This is a genomic window from Acidovorax sp., from assembly GCF_046294525.1.
Classification (GTDB): domain Bacteria; phylum Pseudomonadota; class Gammaproteobacteria; order Burkholderiales; family Burkholderiaceae_C; genus Acidovorax.
Window position 1 is genome coordinate 29,503 of sequence record NZ_JBKBKQ010000009.1, and the last position, 16,253, is coordinate 45,755.

At 66.0% G+C, this 16,253-nt stretch carries 18 protein-coding genes and 1 tRNA gene; 10 read left to right on the forward strand and 9 right to left on the reverse strand.

The window, feature by feature from the left end; all coding sequences use genetic code 11:
* Nucleotides 1-78 precede the first annotated feature (78 nt).
* From ACK4HJ_RS10630 to hemW, 5 genes are all read left to right on the forward strand, one after another.
* Nucleotides 79-1,095, forward strand: a complete 1,017-nt coding sequence (locus ACK4HJ_RS10630; protein ID WP_008905072.1) for a serine/threonine protein kinase — start codon at nucleotides 79-81, stop codon at nucleotides 1,093-1,095.
* Between the two features lie 28 nt (nucleotides 1,096-1,123).
* On the forward strand, nucleotides 1,124-2,026 hold the full coding sequence (locus ACK4HJ_RS10635) for a PP2C family protein-serine/threonine phosphatase (protein ID WP_409830932.1): 903 nt from the start codon (nucleotides 1,124-1,126) through the stop codon (nucleotides 2,024-2,026).
* A gap of 174 nt (nucleotides 2,027-2,200) precedes the next feature.
* Nucleotides 2,201-2,932, forward strand: coding sequence for a ribonuclease PH (gene rph, locus ACK4HJ_RS10640; protein WP_409830935.1), 732 nt, complete (start codon nucleotides 2,201-2,203; stop codon nucleotides 2,930-2,932).
* Between the two features lie 64 nt (nucleotides 2,933-2,996).
* Nucleotides 2,997-3,596 carry an RdgB/HAM1 family non-canonical purine NTP pyrophosphatase gene (rdgB, locus tag ACK4HJ_RS10645; RefSeq protein ID WP_409830938.1) on the forward strand — a complete coding sequence of 200 codons (600 nt, stop codon included), beginning with the start codon at nucleotides 2,997-2,999 and terminating at the stop codon, nucleotides 3,594-3,596.
* 108 nt (nucleotides 3,597-3,704) lie between these two features.
* Nucleotides 3,705-4,967: a radical SAM family heme chaperone HemW gene (gene hemW, locus ACK4HJ_RS10650; protein WP_409830941.1), complete on the forward strand. Its 1,263-nt coding sequence runs from the start codon at nucleotides 3,705-3,707 to the stop codon at nucleotides 4,965-4,967.
* Between the two features lie 49 nt (nucleotides 4,968-5,016).
* On the opposite strand, the gene ACK4HJ_RS10655 is transcribed toward hemW, so the two are convergent.
* Entirely contained in the window at nucleotides 5,017-5,391 is a 375-nt protein-coding gene (locus ACK4HJ_RS10655) for an I78 family peptidase inhibitor (RefSeq protein ID WP_409830943.1), read from the reverse strand.
* A gap of 275 nt (nucleotides 5,392-5,666) precedes the next feature.
* Between ACK4HJ_RS10655 and ACK4HJ_RS10660 the strand changes: the two genes are divergently transcribed.
* The 5 genes from ACK4HJ_RS10660 to ACK4HJ_RS10680 all read left to right on the forward strand — a co-directional run bounded on the left by ACK4HJ_RS10660 (nucleotide 5,667) and on the right by ACK4HJ_RS10680 (nucleotide 10,589).
* On the forward strand, nucleotides 5,667-7,466 hold the full coding sequence (locus ACK4HJ_RS10660) for a diguanylate cyclase domain-containing protein (RefSeq protein WP_409830946.1): 1,800 nt from the start codon (nucleotides 5,667-5,669) through the stop codon (nucleotides 7,464-7,466).
* Between the two features lie 328 nt (nucleotides 7,467-7,794).
* Complete coding sequence (locus tag ACK4HJ_RS10665; RefSeq protein WP_409830949.1) at nucleotides 7,795-7,983, forward strand: hypothetical protein; 189 nt, start codon at nucleotides 7,795-7,797, stop codon at nucleotides 7,981-7,983.
* A 355-nt stretch (nucleotides 7,984-8,338) separates the two neighbouring features.
* Nucleotides 8,339-8,650 (forward strand): DUF3649 domain-containing protein, encoded by a 312-nt coding sequence (locus ACK4HJ_RS10670; protein WP_409830952.1) that lies wholly within the window; start codon nucleotides 8,339-8,341, stop codon nucleotides 8,648-8,650.
* Nucleotides 8,647-10,299 (forward strand): PepSY-associated TM helix domain-containing protein, encoded by a 1,653-nt coding sequence (locus ACK4HJ_RS10675; RefSeq protein WP_409830955.1) that lies wholly within the window; start codon nucleotides 8,647-8,649, stop codon nucleotides 10,297-10,299. The genes ACK4HJ_RS10670 and ACK4HJ_RS10675 overlap by 4 nt, the downstream gene beginning before the upstream one ends.
* Nucleotides 10,300-10,307: 8 nt before the next feature.
* On the forward strand, nucleotides 10,308-10,589 hold the full coding sequence (locus ACK4HJ_RS10680; protein WP_409830957.1) for a DUF3325 domain-containing protein: 282 nt from the start codon (nucleotides 10,308-10,310) through the stop codon (nucleotides 10,587-10,589).
* 65 nt (nucleotides 10,590-10,654) lie between these two features.
* Here the strand turns inward: ACK4HJ_RS10680 and ACK4HJ_RS10685 are convergent.
* The 8 genes from ACK4HJ_RS10685 to ACK4HJ_RS10720 form a co-directional block, all read right to left on the reverse strand.
* A tRNA-Ser gene (locus ACK4HJ_RS10685) sits at nucleotides 10,655-10,742 on the reverse strand.
* A 20-nt stretch (nucleotides 10,743-10,762) separates the two neighbouring features.
* Nucleotides 10,763-11,443, reverse strand: a complete 681-nt coding sequence (gene ureG, locus ACK4HJ_RS10690; RefSeq protein WP_409830960.1) for an urease accessory protein UreG — start codon at nucleotides 11,441-11,443, stop codon at nucleotides 10,763-10,765.
* A gap of 62 nt (nucleotides 11,444-11,505) precedes the next feature.
* Nucleotides 11,506-12,216: an urease accessory protein UreF gene (locus ACK4HJ_RS10695; RefSeq protein WP_409830963.1), complete on the reverse strand. Its 711-nt coding sequence runs from the start codon at nucleotides 12,214-12,216 to the stop codon at nucleotides 11,506-11,508.
* A gap of 11 nt (nucleotides 12,217-12,227) precedes the next feature.
* The gene (gene ureE / locus ACK4HJ_RS10700; RefSeq protein WP_409830966.1) at nucleotides 12,228-12,881 is read right to left on the reverse strand and encodes an urease accessory protein UreE; all 654 of its coding nucleotides are present in this window, start codon (nucleotides 12,879-12,881) and stop codon (nucleotides 12,228-12,230) included.
* Nucleotides 12,882-12,960: 79 nt separating this feature from the next.
* Nucleotides 12,961-13,458, reverse strand: coding sequence for a GNAT family N-acetyltransferase (locus tag ACK4HJ_RS10705; RefSeq protein ID WP_409830969.1), 498 nt, complete (start codon nucleotides 13,456-13,458; stop codon nucleotides 12,961-12,963).
* A gap of 14 nt (nucleotides 13,459-13,472) precedes the next feature.
* The gene (gene ureC / locus ACK4HJ_RS10710; RefSeq protein WP_409830971.1) at nucleotides 13,473-15,191 is read right to left on the reverse strand and encodes an urease subunit alpha; all 1,719 of its coding nucleotides are present in this window, start codon (nucleotides 15,189-15,191) and stop codon (nucleotides 13,473-13,475) included.
* Nucleotides 15,192-15,284: 93 nt separating this feature from the next.
* The gene (locus ACK4HJ_RS10715; protein WP_094286755.1) at nucleotides 15,285-15,590 is read right to left on the reverse strand and encodes an urease subunit beta; all 306 of its coding nucleotides are present in this window, start codon (nucleotides 15,588-15,590) and stop codon (nucleotides 15,285-15,287) included.
* Nucleotides 15,591-15,612: 22 nt separating this feature from the next.
* Nucleotides 15,613-16,227 carry a HupE/UreJ family protein gene (locus ACK4HJ_RS10720; RefSeq protein WP_409830975.1) on the reverse strand — a complete coding sequence of 205 codons (615 nt, stop codon included), beginning with the start codon at nucleotides 16,225-16,227 and terminating at the stop codon, nucleotides 15,613-15,615.
* Nucleotides 16,228-16,253 lie beyond the last annotated feature (26 nt).

Genomic DNA, 16,253 nt, shown 5'->3' on the forward strand with positions numbered 1-16,253 from the left:
AGCCGCAATCTAGACGCCCTCCGCTGGCCGTGATGGCGGCCTGGACAAGGTGGACGTACTGAGTCATCTTCGCAAAATATGTCAAAAATCAAGCCGGCTCCCTTGCCGCCCGATACCGCGATAGGCGGCTACCGCGTGGTGCGCCGGTTGTCATCGGGCGGATTTGGCGTGGTCTATCTGGCGCTGGACGCTGAAGGCCAGCAGGTCGCTATCAAGGAATATCTCCCCTCATCCCTGGCGACGCGCGCGCCCGGCGAGTTGCTGCCCAAGGTGCAGTCCGAAAAGCTCTCGCTCTACCGCCTGGGCCTCAAGAGCTTCTTTGAAGAAGGCCGCGCGCTCGCGCAGATCTCCCACGCTTCGGTGGTGAGCGTGCTCAACTTCTTCCGCGAGAACGAAACCGTCTACATGGTGATGAACTACCTGGAGGGCGCGACCCTGCAGGACTTCATCATCACCGCGCGCGACTTGAAGACGCAGAAGGTGTTTCGCGAATCCACCATCCGCTCGCTGTTCGACGAGGTGCTGCGCGGGCTGCGCATCGTGCACCAGCACAAGATGCTGCACCTTGATATCAAGCCTGCCAACATCTTCATCACCGACGACAATAAGGCCGTGATGATCGACTTTGGCGCCGCGCGCGAGGTGCTGTCCAAAGAGGGCAACTTCATCCGCCCCATGTACACGCCCGGCTTTGCCGCGCCCGAGATGTACCGGCGCGACTCGTCGATGGGCCCGTGGACCGACATCTACGCCATCGGCGCCTGCATCTATGCGTGCATGCAGGGCTTTCCGCCCAATGAGGCACCCCAGCGCATCGAAAAGGACCGCCTGTCGCTCGCGCTGACGAAGCTGCGCGGGGTTTATTCGGACAACCTCATCGAGGTGGTGGAATGGTGCATGGCGCTCGATCCGCTGTCGCGCCCGCAGTCGGTGTTTGCACTGCAAAAGGAACTCAGCCGCGAAGGCGAGCGCCGCTACACCAAGCTCACGGTTGCTGAAAAGATGCGGCTGCAGCTGGACACCCTGGTGTCCGACACCAAAAAGAACGTGCAAAAGGTGGGCGAAGCCACCGGGATCGGAGCCAAACCCAAATGAACACGACGCCCTTTTTGCGTGAGTCGCTATGAAATTCTCGATTTTCCAGATCAGCCGCCGCGGCGGCCGCGAGAAGAACGAAGACCGCATGGGCTATTGCTACACGCGCGAATCGGGCCTGTTTGTGTTGGCCGACGGCATGGGCGGGCACCCCGAGGGTGAAGTGGCGGCGCAGATTGCGCTGCAGACCATCTCGGCGCTGTTTCAGCGCCAGGCCAAGCCGCAGCTCAAGGACGTGCAGGAGTTCCTGTCTGGCGCGCTGCTGGCGGCGCACCACCAGATCCTGCGCTACGCCACCGACAAGGGCATGCTGGACACGCCGCGCACCACGCTGGTGGCGGCGGTGCTGCAAGGCGGCACGGCCACCTGGGTGCACTGCGGGGACTCGCGGCTGTACATGGTGCGCGATGGCGACCTGCTGACCCGCACGCGCGACCACTCGTACATGGAGCTGCGCAACGCGCCGCCGCCGGGGCTGGAGCGCATCAACCGCAACGTGCTGTTCACCTGCCTGGGCTCGCCCACCAAGCCGATTTACGACATTACCGGCCCCGTGTACCTGGAGCAGGGCGACCGCATCCTCCTGTGTTCGGACGGGCTGTGGGGCACGCTCAGCGACGAGGAAATTTCCACGCAACTGGGCCGCAATACCGTGTCTCATGCCGTGCCCGAGCTGGTGGAGGCAGCGCTGCGCAAGGCTGGCGACAGCAGCGACAACGTGACCGTGATCGCGCTGGAGTGGGAGACGCCGGATGCGTTCGAGTCCACCCAGGGCGTGTCCACGGACAGCATCAGTGATGACGTGTTCGCCTCCACCATTCAGGCCGGGCCACTCGATGGCCTGGTGGACGATCTGGACGACGCCGCCATCGAGCGGTCCATTGCCGAGATCAACGAAGCCATTCGCCGCTCTGCTGCACGGAAGGCGTGACCGCCCGCTGAGTTGCTGCGCGCCTTCGGGATAGAGGACACCGCCAGCGCAAGCAATGCACGCGCAGCTAGCCCTCCAGGGCGGCCCTTGCTCGGTGGTCGCGGTTTTTGCTGCGCCTGTTGCGCTGACCCTCGTTTTTGCGGGTGGCCAGCCCTGACTTTTACCGAAACCACCATGACCACTTTCACCCGTTCCGGCGACCGCCTCGCTAACCAACTGCGCCCCGTGCGCATCACCCGCCGCTACACCATGCATGCCGAGGGCTCGGTGCTCATCGAATTCGGCAATACCAAGGTGCTGTGCACCGCGTCGGTGGAAGAGCGGGTGCCGCCGCACAAGCGTGGCAGTGGCGAAGGCTGGGTGACGGCCGAATACGGCATGCTGCCCCGCGCCACGCACACCCGCAGCGACCGCGAGGCCGCGCGCGGCAAGCAAAGCGGCCGCACGCAGGAGATCCAGCGCCTCATCGGCCGCAGCCTGCGCGCCGTTTTTGACCTGAAGCTGCTGGGCGAGCGCACCATCCAGCTTGACTGCGATGTGATCCAGGCCGACGGCGGCACCCGCACCGCCGCCATCACCGGCGCCTGGGTGGCCGCGCAAGACGCGGTCAACCAACTGCTGGCCAGCGGCAAGATCACGCAGTCGCCCCTGCTGCAGCCCGTGGCCGCCATCTCGGTGGGCATCGTGCAGGGCACCCCGCTCTTGGACCTGGAATACGTGGAAGACGTGGATTGCGACACCGATATGAACGTGGTGATGACCGGCGCCGGCCACTACGTGGAGGTGCAAGGCACGGCCGAGGGCGTGGCCTTCACCCGGGCCGAGATGGACGCACTGCTGGACCTGGCTGAAAAAGGCATTGCCGAGCTGGTGGTGCTGCAGCAGCAAGCACTCGCGGCTGGCTGAATAGATACTCCTTTATTGATAGCTGCTGGCGCTTGATGAACAAGCGCTAGCGGCCATTTTGACCATGAAAATTGTTCTGGCATCCAACAACCGCGGCAAGCTGGCCGAACTGCAGGCCATGCTGGCGCCTCTGGGCGTGGAACTTGTGCGCCAGGCCGACCTGGGCGTGGGCGAGGCCGAAGAGCCCCACCGCACCTTTGTCGAAAACGCCCTTGCCAAGGCGCGGTTTGCGTCTGAGCACACCGGCCTGCCCGCGCTGGCCGACGATGCCGGCATGTGCGTCGATGCCTTTGGCGGACTGCCGGGCGTGGACACGGCCTACTACTGCACCCAGTTCGGCTACGAAAAAAGCGACGCCAACAACGTGCGCGCGCTGCTGGAGCAGCTGCAGGGCGTGGCCAACCGTCGTGCCGCCATGGTCAGCACCCTGGTCGCCGTGTGCAACCCGCAAGACCCCGAGCCGCTGATTGCCGTGGGCCGCGTGGTGGGCGAGATCACTACCGAGCCCCGGGGCAGCAACGGCTTTGGCTTTGACCCCGTGATGTACCTCCCCGAATTCGGCAAGACCTTTGCCGAACTGCCCGTGGAGGTGAAAAATGCGCACAGCCACCGGGGCCGCGCGGCCCAGCAGATGCTGGAGCTGATGCGCAGCCGGTGGCTATGAAAACAGGAGCTGCCAGCGCTTGCTGAACAAGCGTTTCAGGCGTTTTTGATCTGAAGTTGCCGTTGTTCCAGCGCTACCAGCTATTGTTTTGAGAGCGACGTCCGTCCCATGACCATCCCCATCCGCCCCGAGCCCCCGACGGTCGATACCGCCAGCAACGCCGCCGTGGTGCGCGACGTGCAGCACTACATGCGCCCCGGCCTGCTGCAGCTCACCAGCCTGCCGCCGCTGTCGCTCTACGTGCACCTGCCCTGGTGCCTCAAGAAGTGCCCCTACTGCGACTTCAACTCGCACGAGTTCCAGGGCGGCAGCGCCGGCGCGGCGGGCGTGCCCGAGCAGCGCTACATCGATGCGCTGATGGCCGACCTGGAGGCCACGTTGCCCCTCATCTGGGGCCGCACGGTGCACAGCGTCTTCATCGGCGGCGGCACGCCCAGCCTGTTCTCGCCTGCTGCCATCGACCGGCTTCTGGGCGACATACGCGCCCGCCTGCGGCTGGAGGCGGATTGCGAAATCACGCTGGAGGCCAACCCCGGCACGTTCGAGAAAGACCGATTCCGCGCCTACCGCGCTGCGGGCGTCACGCGCCTGTCCGTGGGCGTGCAAAGCTTCAACAACGCGCACCTGAAGGCCCTGGGCCGCGTGCACGACCGCGCCCAGGCCCTGGCTGCAGTAGAAGAGGCGTCGCAGGCGTTCGACACCTACAACCTCGACATCATGTATGCGCTGCCCGGCCAGACGCTGGCTCAATTGGAGCAGGACATGGCGACGGCGCTCGCCTTCAAGCCACCGCACCTGTCCATCTACCACCTCACCATCGAGCCCAACACCTACTTCGCCAAATACCCGCCCGCGATCCCCGAGGACGACCAGGCCTATGCCATGCTCGACCGCATCACCGAGCTGACGGGGCAGGTGGGCATGCAGCGCTACGAAATATCGGCCTACGCGCAGCCCGGCCACCAGTGTTTTCACAACACCAACTACTGGCAGTTTGGCGACTACCTCGGCATTGGCGCGGGCGCACACAGCAAGCTCAGCTTTGCGCACCGCGTGGTGCGGCAGGTGCGCTTTCGGGAGCCGGCCCGCTACATGGACAACGCCCTGGCCGGCCGTGCCGTCGCCCAGGACGACGAAGTGCGCCGCGCCGACCTTCCGTTTGAATACATGCTCAACGCCCTGCGCCTGCGCGAAGGCTTTGCGCTGCAGGACTTCATGGCGCGCACGGGCCTGCCCCTCACGGCCATTGCCAAAAGCCTGGACGCCGCCGAGCGCAAGGGCCTGATGGCCCGCGACATGGCCCGGGCATGGCCCACTGAGCGGGGTTTCGACTTCCTGAGCGATCTGCAGGAAATGTTCCTAAGCGATTGACCAGCGGATCTGTAGCAAGCCGCTGGATCGCCGCGAACCGGGTGGAGGGCTAGCCGCAACGCACGGCGATGATGCGCCCGCTCGCATCCACTTCCAGGTTCAGGCGCTGGGCGTTGAACTCTTTGGTGATCATCTGGCCCGGCCGCAGGATGCGGGCGACCTGTGCGCCCGAGCGCACGCGCGCAGACTCCATGACCGACGCCGTGCTGTTCTGCCCCACGGCGGACTGCGCGGGCCCCGCGTCGCACAGGGCGACCGGTGCCGGTGTGGGGGCGGGCGCGGTCACCACGGTGCCGGGCGTGCCGCCCGAGGTCGGGGGTGACCCGGCGTTGCCCTGTCCATACCCGCTGCAGCCGCTCAGCAGCAGCATGGCGGCCGCGGCGGTGCTGCTCAGCGTGGCAAAAGTCTTCCTGGTGTTGTTCATGAGGGTGCTCCTTTGTAGCCCAGCACCATACCGGAATGCCGCGCGCGCCTGCGTGACGGTGCGTAACGTCCCCGAAGGATGGCCGGCCCCACCTGCGCGGCTCCCGGCGACTTGACGCAGGTCAAGCCACTGTGGGTTCGCTGCAACGTTGCGGTTCGGAGCCTGCACGCACCGCCCACTGCGGATGTGGCCGATGGCTTGGCGTAAGGGCACGGATCCAGAATGATCGTCCGCGACGGCCCCAGCGTCGCCTGCCGTGTCACTTTGCCTCGTTCATGCCTCCCCACCATCTGCTCAGCCTGCTCCGCTCCATGGGCGAAACCCTCGACGGCCTGGACGTCGCTCTCTGCGCTTTTGACGATGACGACCGATCTATCGCCTGGAACCGCACGTTCTTCAAGTTCTTTCCGGAGCATGAAGGCCAGGTGCACGTGGGAGAACCTTACCGCGACAATCTGCGGCGCTTCTACGCCCAGCGCCTGGACGCGCACGAGCTGCCCAACATCGAGCGCTACATCGACGCGGGCCTGGAACGCCACCGCGCGCAGACGCGGCCCTACAGCTTTCAGCACCGGGGCCTGCGGGTGCATGTGTCGTCTTTGCCGGTGCCGGGCTTGGGGCGCGTGCGCATGTGGCGCGCCGAGGTGCTGACCACCCCCGATCAAGCTGCCGGCACCCCGGGGCTCGCTTCGCCCGCCGCGCCCGCGCCCGCGCCGGAGACGCCGGACATCCACGAACCCGGCTACCTGCGCAGCCCTGTGCTCGAGAGCTCCGAGCTGTTCGACCGCATCCCGGACGGGCTGATGGTCTGCGCGGAGGACCACCGCATCCAGTGGGTGAATGAGCCCTTTGTCCTGATGTACGGGCTGGCCGAGCGCACGGCGGCCGCCGGACTGGTTTTCGACGAGATCTACCGCCGCGCCTGGGAAGCCCATGGCGCGAACGCGCCCGGCGACATGGCCGTGTTCTACGACGGCCTGTCAGTGCTGCAAGAACACATGCGCTTTGCCGGCGCCCCGTTTGAAGTGCCCTTGCCCCGTGACCGCTGGGCACGCGTGATTGCCAAGCAGGCGCGCGACGGCACGGTGTTTTACGCCCATGTGGACATCAGTGACTTCAAGCGCCAGCAGCGCCTGCTGGCACAGGCCGAGCGCAGCGCGCGCGACAGTGCCGAGCTTTTGCGCGAAAAGTCCATCGTGCTGGAGACCACGCTGGAAAACATGGACCAGGGCGTGGCCAAGATCAGCGCGACCGGCGTGGTGGAGCTGTGCAATTCCCGCGCGCTGGAGATGCTGGACCTGCCCGCCGAGCTGATGGCGTCGCGCCCCACGCTGGCTGAGGTGCTGACCTTTATGCGTGCCCGGGGCGAATTCGAGCCCGCATCGCAGGAAGTGCGCGACTTGCTGCAAGGCGACGGCGGGCTGGACCAGCTGCACGTGTACGACCGCCCCCGGCCCAACGGACGCATTGTGGAAGTGCACACCGTGCCCATCAAGGGCGGCGGCGCGCTGCGCACCTTTACCGACATCACCGTGCGCAAGCAGGCCGAGCAGCGCATTCGCCACGTGGCCGACCACGACGGTTTGACCACGCTGCTCAACCGCACGGCGTTTTTGCAGGCGCTGCAGGCCGCTGCGATGCATGCGAATGGCATGCAGGCGCCCGCGACCGCCTTTGCCGTCCTGTATGTGGACCTAGACGGCTTCAAGCCCGTGAACGATCGGTTTGGCCACGCGGTGGGTGACCAGGTGCTGGCCTGCGTGGCCGCACGGCTCACGCTGGTGGCGCGGGGCGACGACGTGGTGGCCCGCCTGGGCGGCGATGAGTTTGCGCTGCTGCAGCGTGGCGTGGCAGAGCCTGATCGCGCGCTGGGCCTGGCGCAGCGCCTCGTGGATGCGTTGTCCCAGCCAATCGACGTGGAGGGCCATTGCGTCCAGATCGGGGCCTCGGTCGGCATCGCGATGTGCCCGGAGCACGGCCAAGATGCCGAGGAACTGCTGCGCAAGGCCGACTCTGCCATGTACCAGGCTAAAGCCATGGGGCGCGGATGCGCGCGCATGTACGGCGCAGCGTAAGTGCCAACGGGTGTGCGGCGATATGCCACCCCGGCTCAAGCCGCAAAGGCGGCAATGTCCTACAAGATCGGCCGGGGAGGCGCCTTACTATTCACCGGTCGATCCCCCCTCGACATCCCTCCCGCTTGCAACGAGCAAGTGTTAAGCCCGCGTCCTGCGGGCTTTTTTTTGCCCATCGGGCGCGCACCGGCGGATGCTTTCGGGTCAGCGCAAATCCGAGCACTTGCTGGGTCTTTGGACGCGGCGCCAGCAGCGCCCGTGGCCCCAAGGCACCATCCGGCAGTGCTGCGTGTCACAGCCATCAACTGCCTGTCGCCCCGTAACAAAAATGATCCTCTACAAACCTGGAACGCAGTTCCTGTACAAAGGCCGCGTTGTCACCGTGGACCACGTGATCATCCGACGCTCCGACCTGTGGGTGCGTCTGGCCAACAGCGATGACACCTGCCGGCCGGAAGACCTGACGCCTATCGTCCCGCACGCATCCCAGCAGGCACAGGGCGCGCCGAGCCGCTGAGGGCGGGGTAGGGCGGACCAGAGCTACCCCGCATCCCTGATCCACTGCCAGCATGAGTCAACGGCCATAAGGCCCGTTGTGCATTGTGCGCACTGCTGCGCGTGCCCAGGTCGATACCCCCAAATACATGCTCACGACGATTTTTATGAATTAAAATGAGAATGAGTTGTATTTGATCTGTTGTCTGCGTATTCGGCGGATTCGGATTTGGCTCACCAGCGGGATGGGTGGACGCGGCTGGAAAACCGCTCGGCAAGCCCGAGCCTGAGCGGCAGCATGGAATTGCATTGCATGGCGGCCCGACGGAACTACCAACAAGACGGACAAGGGAATGACGGGACGGAGTACACACGCCATGAACACAGTCATCGGCCTCGCCTGGCAGCGGGTCTGGCGTACGGGGCCGTTGGTGTCGCGCATCGTGGCTGCTATTGGCGGCGGGTATGCCGTGGCCGCCCTGGCCAGTGTGGCCGTGCTGGCTCTGCCCATCAGCCGCCCGCAAGCGGTGCTCACCGGCATGCTGGCCAGTTTTGCCATCTACACCTGCGCGGTGATCTGGGTGTTTGCCGTGCGCAGCGCCTGGCGTGCCTGGGCCGGGCTGGCCGCTGTGGCGCTGCCGCTGTGGGCTGCAGCCTGGACGGTCTGGTCTGCGGGAGCCAGCGCATGACGTCGAAATCTTTGCACCACACTGCGCCCAAGGCACCGGGCATCCGCCAGACCATGTCCGACCTGCACACCTGGGCGGGCTTGTTGTGCGGTTGGCTGCTGTATGCCATGTTTCTCACTGGCACCGTGAGCTACTTCAAGGAGGAGATCTCGCAGTACATGCGGCCAGAGGTGCGCCACCCCGCGCAGACGCCCGACCCCGCCGAGGCCGCCCAGCGCATTGCGGGGCAACTGGCCCAGATGGCGCCGGGCAGCTCGCTGTGGAGCATGCGCCTACCCGACGAGCGGCACCCCACCGTCAGCAGCTTCTGGCGCCTGCCGCCCGGAGGGGGCAAGGGTGGGCGCGGTTTCGACGAGGCCACCTTTGACGCCAGCTCAGGCAGAACAATCGCAGGCCGGGACACCGTGGGCGGAGAGTTCTTCTACCGGTTCCACTTTCAGTTTCACTACATGCCCGTGCGCTGGGGGCGCTGGCTGGCGGGCTTTTGCGCCATGTTCATGCTGGTCGCCATCGTCAGTGGCGTCATCACGCACAAGAAGATCTTCACGGACTTCTTCACCTTCCGCTGGGGCAAGGGGCAGCGCTCATGGCTGGACGCGCACAACGCGCTGTCGGTGTTCGGGCTGCCGTTTCACCTCATGATCACCTACACCGGCCTGGTCACCCTGATGGCGCTGTACATGCCATGGGGAGAGCAGGCGGTCTACAAGACCCCGGCGCAACGCCAGGAGCTCACCGCCGAGACCAGTCCTACCGTCCAACCCGTTAAGCCCACAGGCCAGGCCACGCCGCTGGCACCCATCGATGCCATGGTGCGCCAGGGCCAGGAGCGCTGGGGTCAGTACAACGTCAGCCGCGTCATCATCGCCAACCCCGGCGACGCTGCAGCGCGCGTGAGCGTGGTGCGCGGCGAGGCGGGCCGCGTCTCCATGAGCCCGCAGTACATGGTGTTTGACGGCGTCTCTGGCCAACTGCTGCAGAGCAAAGACACCGTAGGCCCCGCCGCAGAAACGCGGGGCGTGATGTATGCCCTGCACCTGGGCCGCTTTGGCGACATGCCCATGCGCTGGCTGTACTTCATCGTCAGTCTGGCAGGAACGGCCATGGTGGGCACAGGCCTCGTCATGTGGACCGTCAAGCGCCGGCAAAAGCTGGGCAACCCTGCACGCCCCCACTTCGGTTTTTCGCTGGTAGAGCGGCTCAACATCGCCAGCATTGCGGGCCTGTCTGTAGCCGTGACGGGCTTCCTGTGGGGCAATCGTTTGCTGCCGCTGGGCATGGCTGAGCGCGCGGCATGGGAGGTGCATGTGTTCTTTGCCATCTGGGCGCTCACCTTGCTGCACGCCATGCTGCGCCCCGCGCGGCGCGCGTGGGTCGAGCAGTTGTGGGCTGCGGCAGCCCTGCTGGCGTTATTGCCCTTTGCCAGTGCCGCGCTGACCGACCGCCCGATGTGGGCCAGCCTGGCCCGGGGCGACTGGGTATTTGCCGGGCTTGAAATCATGCTGTGGCTGCTGGCCGGGCTGCACGCATACTTGGCCGTGCGCACTGCGCGCTACCCGTCGAAGCACCGGGCAGTACCTGCGCGCGCTGTGGGCGCTCCTCCGGCCTTGCAGCCAGGCGCCCCCATGGCGGAAGAGGGCGCACGCTAATGCTGGTCATGCACCTTGTCACCTTCGCGCTGTGTGTGGCGGGCTTCACCGCCCTGGCCCTGGCCACAGAGCGCCAGCAGGACGAACTGTTCGGTCAGCCGCTGGCACGCAAAACAACGTACACGTTGCGGCTGGCAGGCTGGTCTGCAATGCTGCTGGCACTGTTCGCCATCGTGCTGGCGCAGGGCTGGGGCATGGGGCTGGTGAGTTATAGCGGCCACACCAGCCTGGCCGCGGGTGTGGTGCTGGCGGGGCTGATCGTGCGCAGCCGGCTGCGGGGCCGGGCCTGACAAAAAGCGGGCGTGAAAAAGCAAAACGGGCCGCAAGGGCCCGTTTGATTTTTTGCTGTGCATGCTGGCGGAGACGGTGAGATTCGAACTCACGGACGGTTGCCCGTCGGCAGTTTTCAAGACTGCTGGTTTAAACCGCTCACCCACGTCTCCAGGCACGGAAGCTGCGCATTCTAGCCGACTGCCGGGGCCTGGTTTTTCAGCATGCCGCGCGTCTCGATGAAGCTGATCACGTCCGCGAGGCCGCTCAGGTTCTTCAGGTTGGTCATGACGAACGGCTTGAGCTGCCCCTGCGCGTTGGTGCGCATGCGGGTGGTGTCGGCACGCATCACATCCAGGTTGGCGCCCACGTGGGGTGCCAGGTCTGTCTTGTTGATGACGAACAGGTCGCTTTTGGTGATGCCGGGGCCGCCCTTGCGGGGGATTTTTTCACCGGCAGCCACGTCGATGACGTAGATGGTGAGGTCGCTCAGCTCGGGGCTGAAGGTGGCGGCCAGGTTGTCGCCGCCGCTTTCCACAAACACGATGTCGGCGTTGGGGAACTCGCCCAGCATGCGGTCGATGGCTTCCAGGTTGATGGAGCAGTCCTCGCGGATGGCGGTGTGGGGGCAGCCGCCGGTTTCCACGCCCAGGATGCGCTCGGCGGGCAGGGCACCACTGACGGTGAGCAGGCGCTGGTCTTCCTTGGTGTAGATGTCGTTGGTGATGGCGATGAGGTCGTAGTCATCGCGCATGGCTTTGCACAGCATTTCCAGCAGGGTGGTTTTGCCCGAGCCTACGGGGCCGCCGATGCCTACGCGCAGGGGGGGCAGGTTTTTGGTGCGGTGGGGGATGTGGTGCAGTGCGGTGGTCATTGTGTTGGTGATGGCGTCATTTGCTATTAATTGGATAGCAGCTTGCGCTGATCCAGCGTGCGCTAGGAGCGAAAAAGCCTTGAATATTGCACTTCGTGCTGCGCGCTGAGGATGGCGAGCATGGGCGAAAACGCCTGGCGTTCGCTGTCCATCAGGCTGGCGGCGTGGTCTGCTGCCAACGGGATTGCGGCGGCCAGCCGGGCCAGGATGCGCTGGCCCGCACTCTGGCCCAGTTGCATGGACTTGAGTGCGGCCTGCACCATGTTCTCTGCCCAGCCAAAGGCGTAGGCCAGCAGCACCTCGCGCACGCTGGCCTGAGTGGGCGATGCGGCCAGTGCGAAGGCCACGGGGTAGGTGGGGGGCAGGGCGGTCAGGTGGTGGATGGCGGGCAGCAGGACCTCGTCGCCTTGGTACTGGTTGCGCAGCCATTCGGCCATGGACCGGCCCATTTGCTCGGTCTGCAGGCGCAGCTCGCTCGTCTCGCGGGTGTGCAGCACCCAGTCGTTGAGTTCTTTGACGTGCTCCAGGTCGCCCCTGCGCCAAGCGCCCACTGCCTTGGCGATCAGGGCCATGTCGCCGCGCGCCTGGGTGATGTGGAGCTGGTCCAGCAGCCAGTCGCCCACATCCGCTTCGCTGGCAAGGCCCGCGTTTTCAATGGCGCTTTCCAGCCCTTCGGAATACGAGAACCCGCCCACGGGCAGCGCGGGGGAGGCCAGCCACATCAGCTGCAAGAAGCTGGCGGCGGGCAGGGGCGTGGGGCGGTCCAGGCGCATGGAGCGGGGAGTCAGTGGTCGTGGTTGCAGCCGGGGCCGTGCACATGCCCTTGGGCGACCACGGGGATCGACACGGTGCGCCCACGGGCCAGGGTTGCCGCGGAGGCGGCTGCATGGCTGTGTTCGTGGCTGTGCCCATGGTCGTGTGAATGGCCGTGGTCGTGACCATGGTGCTGGTCGTGCTCCCAATGGCTGTGTCCACCACCATGCCCCGATGCGTAGGCGCCGCCTTCGGGTTCAAACGCCAGGTTCTGCTCCGTCACGATGAGATGCATGGAGCGCAGCATGTCGGCCAGCACGTGGTCGGGCTCGATCTTGAGGTGGTCGGGCTGCAGCTCGATCGGCACGTGGCGGTTGCCCAGGTGGTAGGCGGCGCGGGTCAGGTCAAACGGCGTGCCGTGGCTTTTGCAGTGGGTGATGACCAGCACGGGCTGGGGCGCGGCCACCACGCGCACCAGCGAGCCGTCCTCGGCCACCAGCACGTCGCCGCCGCGCACCAGCGTGCCGCGGGGCAAAAAGATACCCAGTTCGCGGCCGGCCGAGTCGGTGGCCGCAAAGCGGCTTTTCTGGCGCACGTCCCAGTCGAGTTCGACGGTGGCGGCACGCTTGAGAAGTACGGGGGCGAGCCCCTGGCCTTGGGGGAGGAGTTTGGAAACTTGAATCATGGAAGTAGCTGGGGACGTTGCGTCACGGAGGCGAAAGCGGCATTGTCCGCCTGCCGCTCGGCGCGGCTGTGCCGGGCGTTCAAAGCACCCGTGTCATGAAGCGGCTGTGGGGGTCTGGCACATAGCTGCCAAAGGGCTCGCAGTCGGTAAAGCCGTAGCGGCGGTACAGCTGGTAGGCAGGCTCAAAAAACGGCTGGCTGCCGGTCTCCAGGCTGACGCGCTGGTAGCCCAGGTCGACGGCCTGGCCCAGGATGTGCTCGAGGATGGCGCGGCCCACGCCCAGGCCGCGCACCGACCCGGCGCTGCGCATGGATTTGAGTTCGGCGTGCTCGGCGCTCAGGTGCTTGAGGGCGCCCGTGCCCACCAGCCGGCCGGGCGCGGGTGCGGTGTCGTCCGGCAGCCAGGCCGTCCAGAAACGGATCTCGGGGCGGCGCAGCTGGTTCATGTCCAGCGCGTGCACGCTCTCGGGCGGCGAGGTGGCGCGCATGTCCTGCAGGTGCTCTTCCATGAAGGCTGCGATGCGCGCGTCGCTCAGGTCGTCCAGGCGCAGGGAGAGGCTGTCCAGCAAGGTGCTCATCGTTGGTTTGAATCTCAGAACAGGAAGTACCGCTGCGCCATGGGCAGCACGGTGGCGGGCTCGCAGGTGAGCAGTTGGCCGTCGGCGCGCACGGTGTAGGTTTGTGCGTCCACCTCCATCTTGGGCGTGTAGCTGTTGTGCACCATGTGCTGTTTGCGCACGCCTCGGATGTTGCGCACCGCGCTGAGCTGTTTGCGCAGGCCGAAGCGTTCGCCAATGCCTGCGTTCAGACCTGCTTGCGACACAAAGGTGAGCGAGGTCTTGGCAATAGCCCCGCCAAACGCGCCGAACATGGGCCGGTAGTGCACGGGCTGGGGTGTGGGGATGGACGCATTCGGGTCACCCATCGCGGCCATGGCGATCAGGCCGCCCTTCAGGATGAGCGCGGGCTTCACGCCGAAGAACGCGGGCTTCCAGATCACGATGTCGGCCCACTTGCCGACTTCGAGCGAGCCCACCTCGTGGGCGATGCCGTGGGCAATGGCGGGGTTGATGGTGTACTTGGCCACGTAGCGCTTGATGCGCGTGTTGTCGTTACGGGCGCTGTCGCCTTGCAGGCTTCCGCGCTGCACCTTCATCTTGTGCGCGGTCTGCCAGGTGCGCAGGATGACCTCGCCCACGCGGCCCATGGCCTGGCTGTCGCTCGACATCATGCTGATGGCGCCCAGGTCGTGCAGGATGTCTTCGGCGGCGATGGTTTCCTTGCGAATGCGGCTTTCGGCAAAGGCCAGGTCTTCGGCAATGCTGGCATCGAGGTGGTGGCACACCATGAGCATGTCCACATGCTCATCCAGCGTGTTGTGCGTGTACGGCATCGTGGGGTTGGTGGAGCTGGGCAGGAAGTTGTCCTCGCCCACCACGCGCAGGATGTCGGGGGCGTGCCCGCCGCCCGCGCCTTCGGTGTGGAAGGCGCAGATGCCGCGCCCGGCCACGGCGGCGATGGTGTTCTCCACAAAACCCGATTCGTTGAGCGTGTCAGAGTGGATGGCGACCTGCGTGTCGGTCTCGTCGGCCACATCCAAACAGTTGCTGATGGCCGAGGGCGTGGTGCCCCAGTCTTCGTGCAGCTTGAGGCCGATGGCGCCCGCGTTGATCTGCTCGTGCAGCGCATCGGGCAAGCTGGCGTTGCCCTTGCCCAAAAAGCCCAGGTTCATGGGGAACGCGTCGGCTGCCTGCAGCATGCGCTCCATGTTGAAGGGGCCGGAGGTGCAGGTGGTGGCCAGCGTGCCCGTGGCAGGGCCGGTGCCGCCGCCCAGCATGGTGGTCACGCCGCTGGCCAGGGCCTCTTCGATCTGCTGCGGGCAGATGAAGTGGATGTGGCTGTCGATGCCGCCTGCGGTGACGATGTTGCCCTCGCAGCTGATGACCTCGGTGCCGGGGCCGATGACGATGTCCACGCCCGGCTGCACGTCGGGGTTGCCCGCCTTGCCGATGGCGGCGATGCGGCCTGCGCGCAGACCGATGTCGGCCTTGACGATGCCGGTGTGGTCGATGATGAGCGCGTTGGTCAGCACGGTGTCTACGGCGCCGCTGGCATTGCTGCGCTGGCTTTGCGCCATGCCGTCGCGGATGGTCTTGCCGCCGCCAAACTTCACTTCTTCGCCATAGCTGCCCGCGCGCAGGGTGTAATCGGCCTCCACCTCCAGGATGAGGTCGGTGTCGGCCAGGCGCAGGCGGTCGCCCACCGTGGGGCCGAACATTTCGGCATAGGCGCGTCGTCCAATGGTTGCCATGGTGAGGGTGCTCCGCGAGAACTGGTTACTCTGTTTTTGATAGCTGCTAACGCTTGTGGGATGCGCGAGATAGGCTGTTTTGGCTTGAAGTTTTTACAGCGCGCCCTGCGTCAGGCCCTGAAAACCGAACACCTTGCGGTCGCCCGCGTAGTCCACCAGCTCCACGGTGCGCTCCTGGCCGGGCTCGAAGCGCACGGCCGTGCCGGATGCAATGTTCAGCCGCATGCCGCGCGCGGCGGCGCGGTCAAAGCCCAGGGCGTTGTTGGTCTCGGCAAAGTGGTAGTGCGAGCCGACCTGGATGGGGCGGTCGCCCGTGTTGCGCACGACGATGGTGAGCGTGCGGCGGCCGGTGTTGAGCGCGTGCTCGCCGGGTTCGGTGATGAGTTCGCCGGGGATCATGAAGGCTCCTTGGAAGGAAGGCTCAGGCCATTTGCGCCAGCAGCACGCCACCAAACGCCGCAACACCTGCACCAGCCGCGCGGGCCAGCCACACATGGCGGTGGCGCAGCGCCCAGCCTGCCGCCAGGCCCGCGCTGTGCAGCAGCACGGTGGCGGTCAGCATGCCTGCCAGGGTCAACCAGGCACTGTCGCTGCCCGCCAGCTCATGGCCGTGGGCCACGCCATGGAACACGGCGAACACGCCTACACCCAGCGCCGCCACCAGGCCGGGCACGCGCAGGCGCGATACGACCAGCAGGCCCGTGACCAGCAGCGACGCGGCAATCATGGGCTCCACCGCAGGCAGCGCCACGCCCTGCAGGCCCAGCACGGCTCCCACCAGCAGCATGGCTGCAAAGCCCACGGGGCCCCACAGCAGATCGCGCCCGGCGCTGCGCGCGGCCAGGGCGCTCCACAGGCCCACGGCCACCATCGCGGCCAGGTGGTCCAGGCCGAACAGGGGGTGGGCAAAGCCGCTCAAAAAGCTGTTGTGGATGTGGGATTCAGCACCTGTATGGGCGCTGGCGCCTGTGCTGATTGCGCTGGCAGCTATGAAAAGAAGAGCGGCTGTGTGGCGGTGTGAGAGGGCGATGCGCATGGGGGCTCCACGGAGAAGAGAGAAAA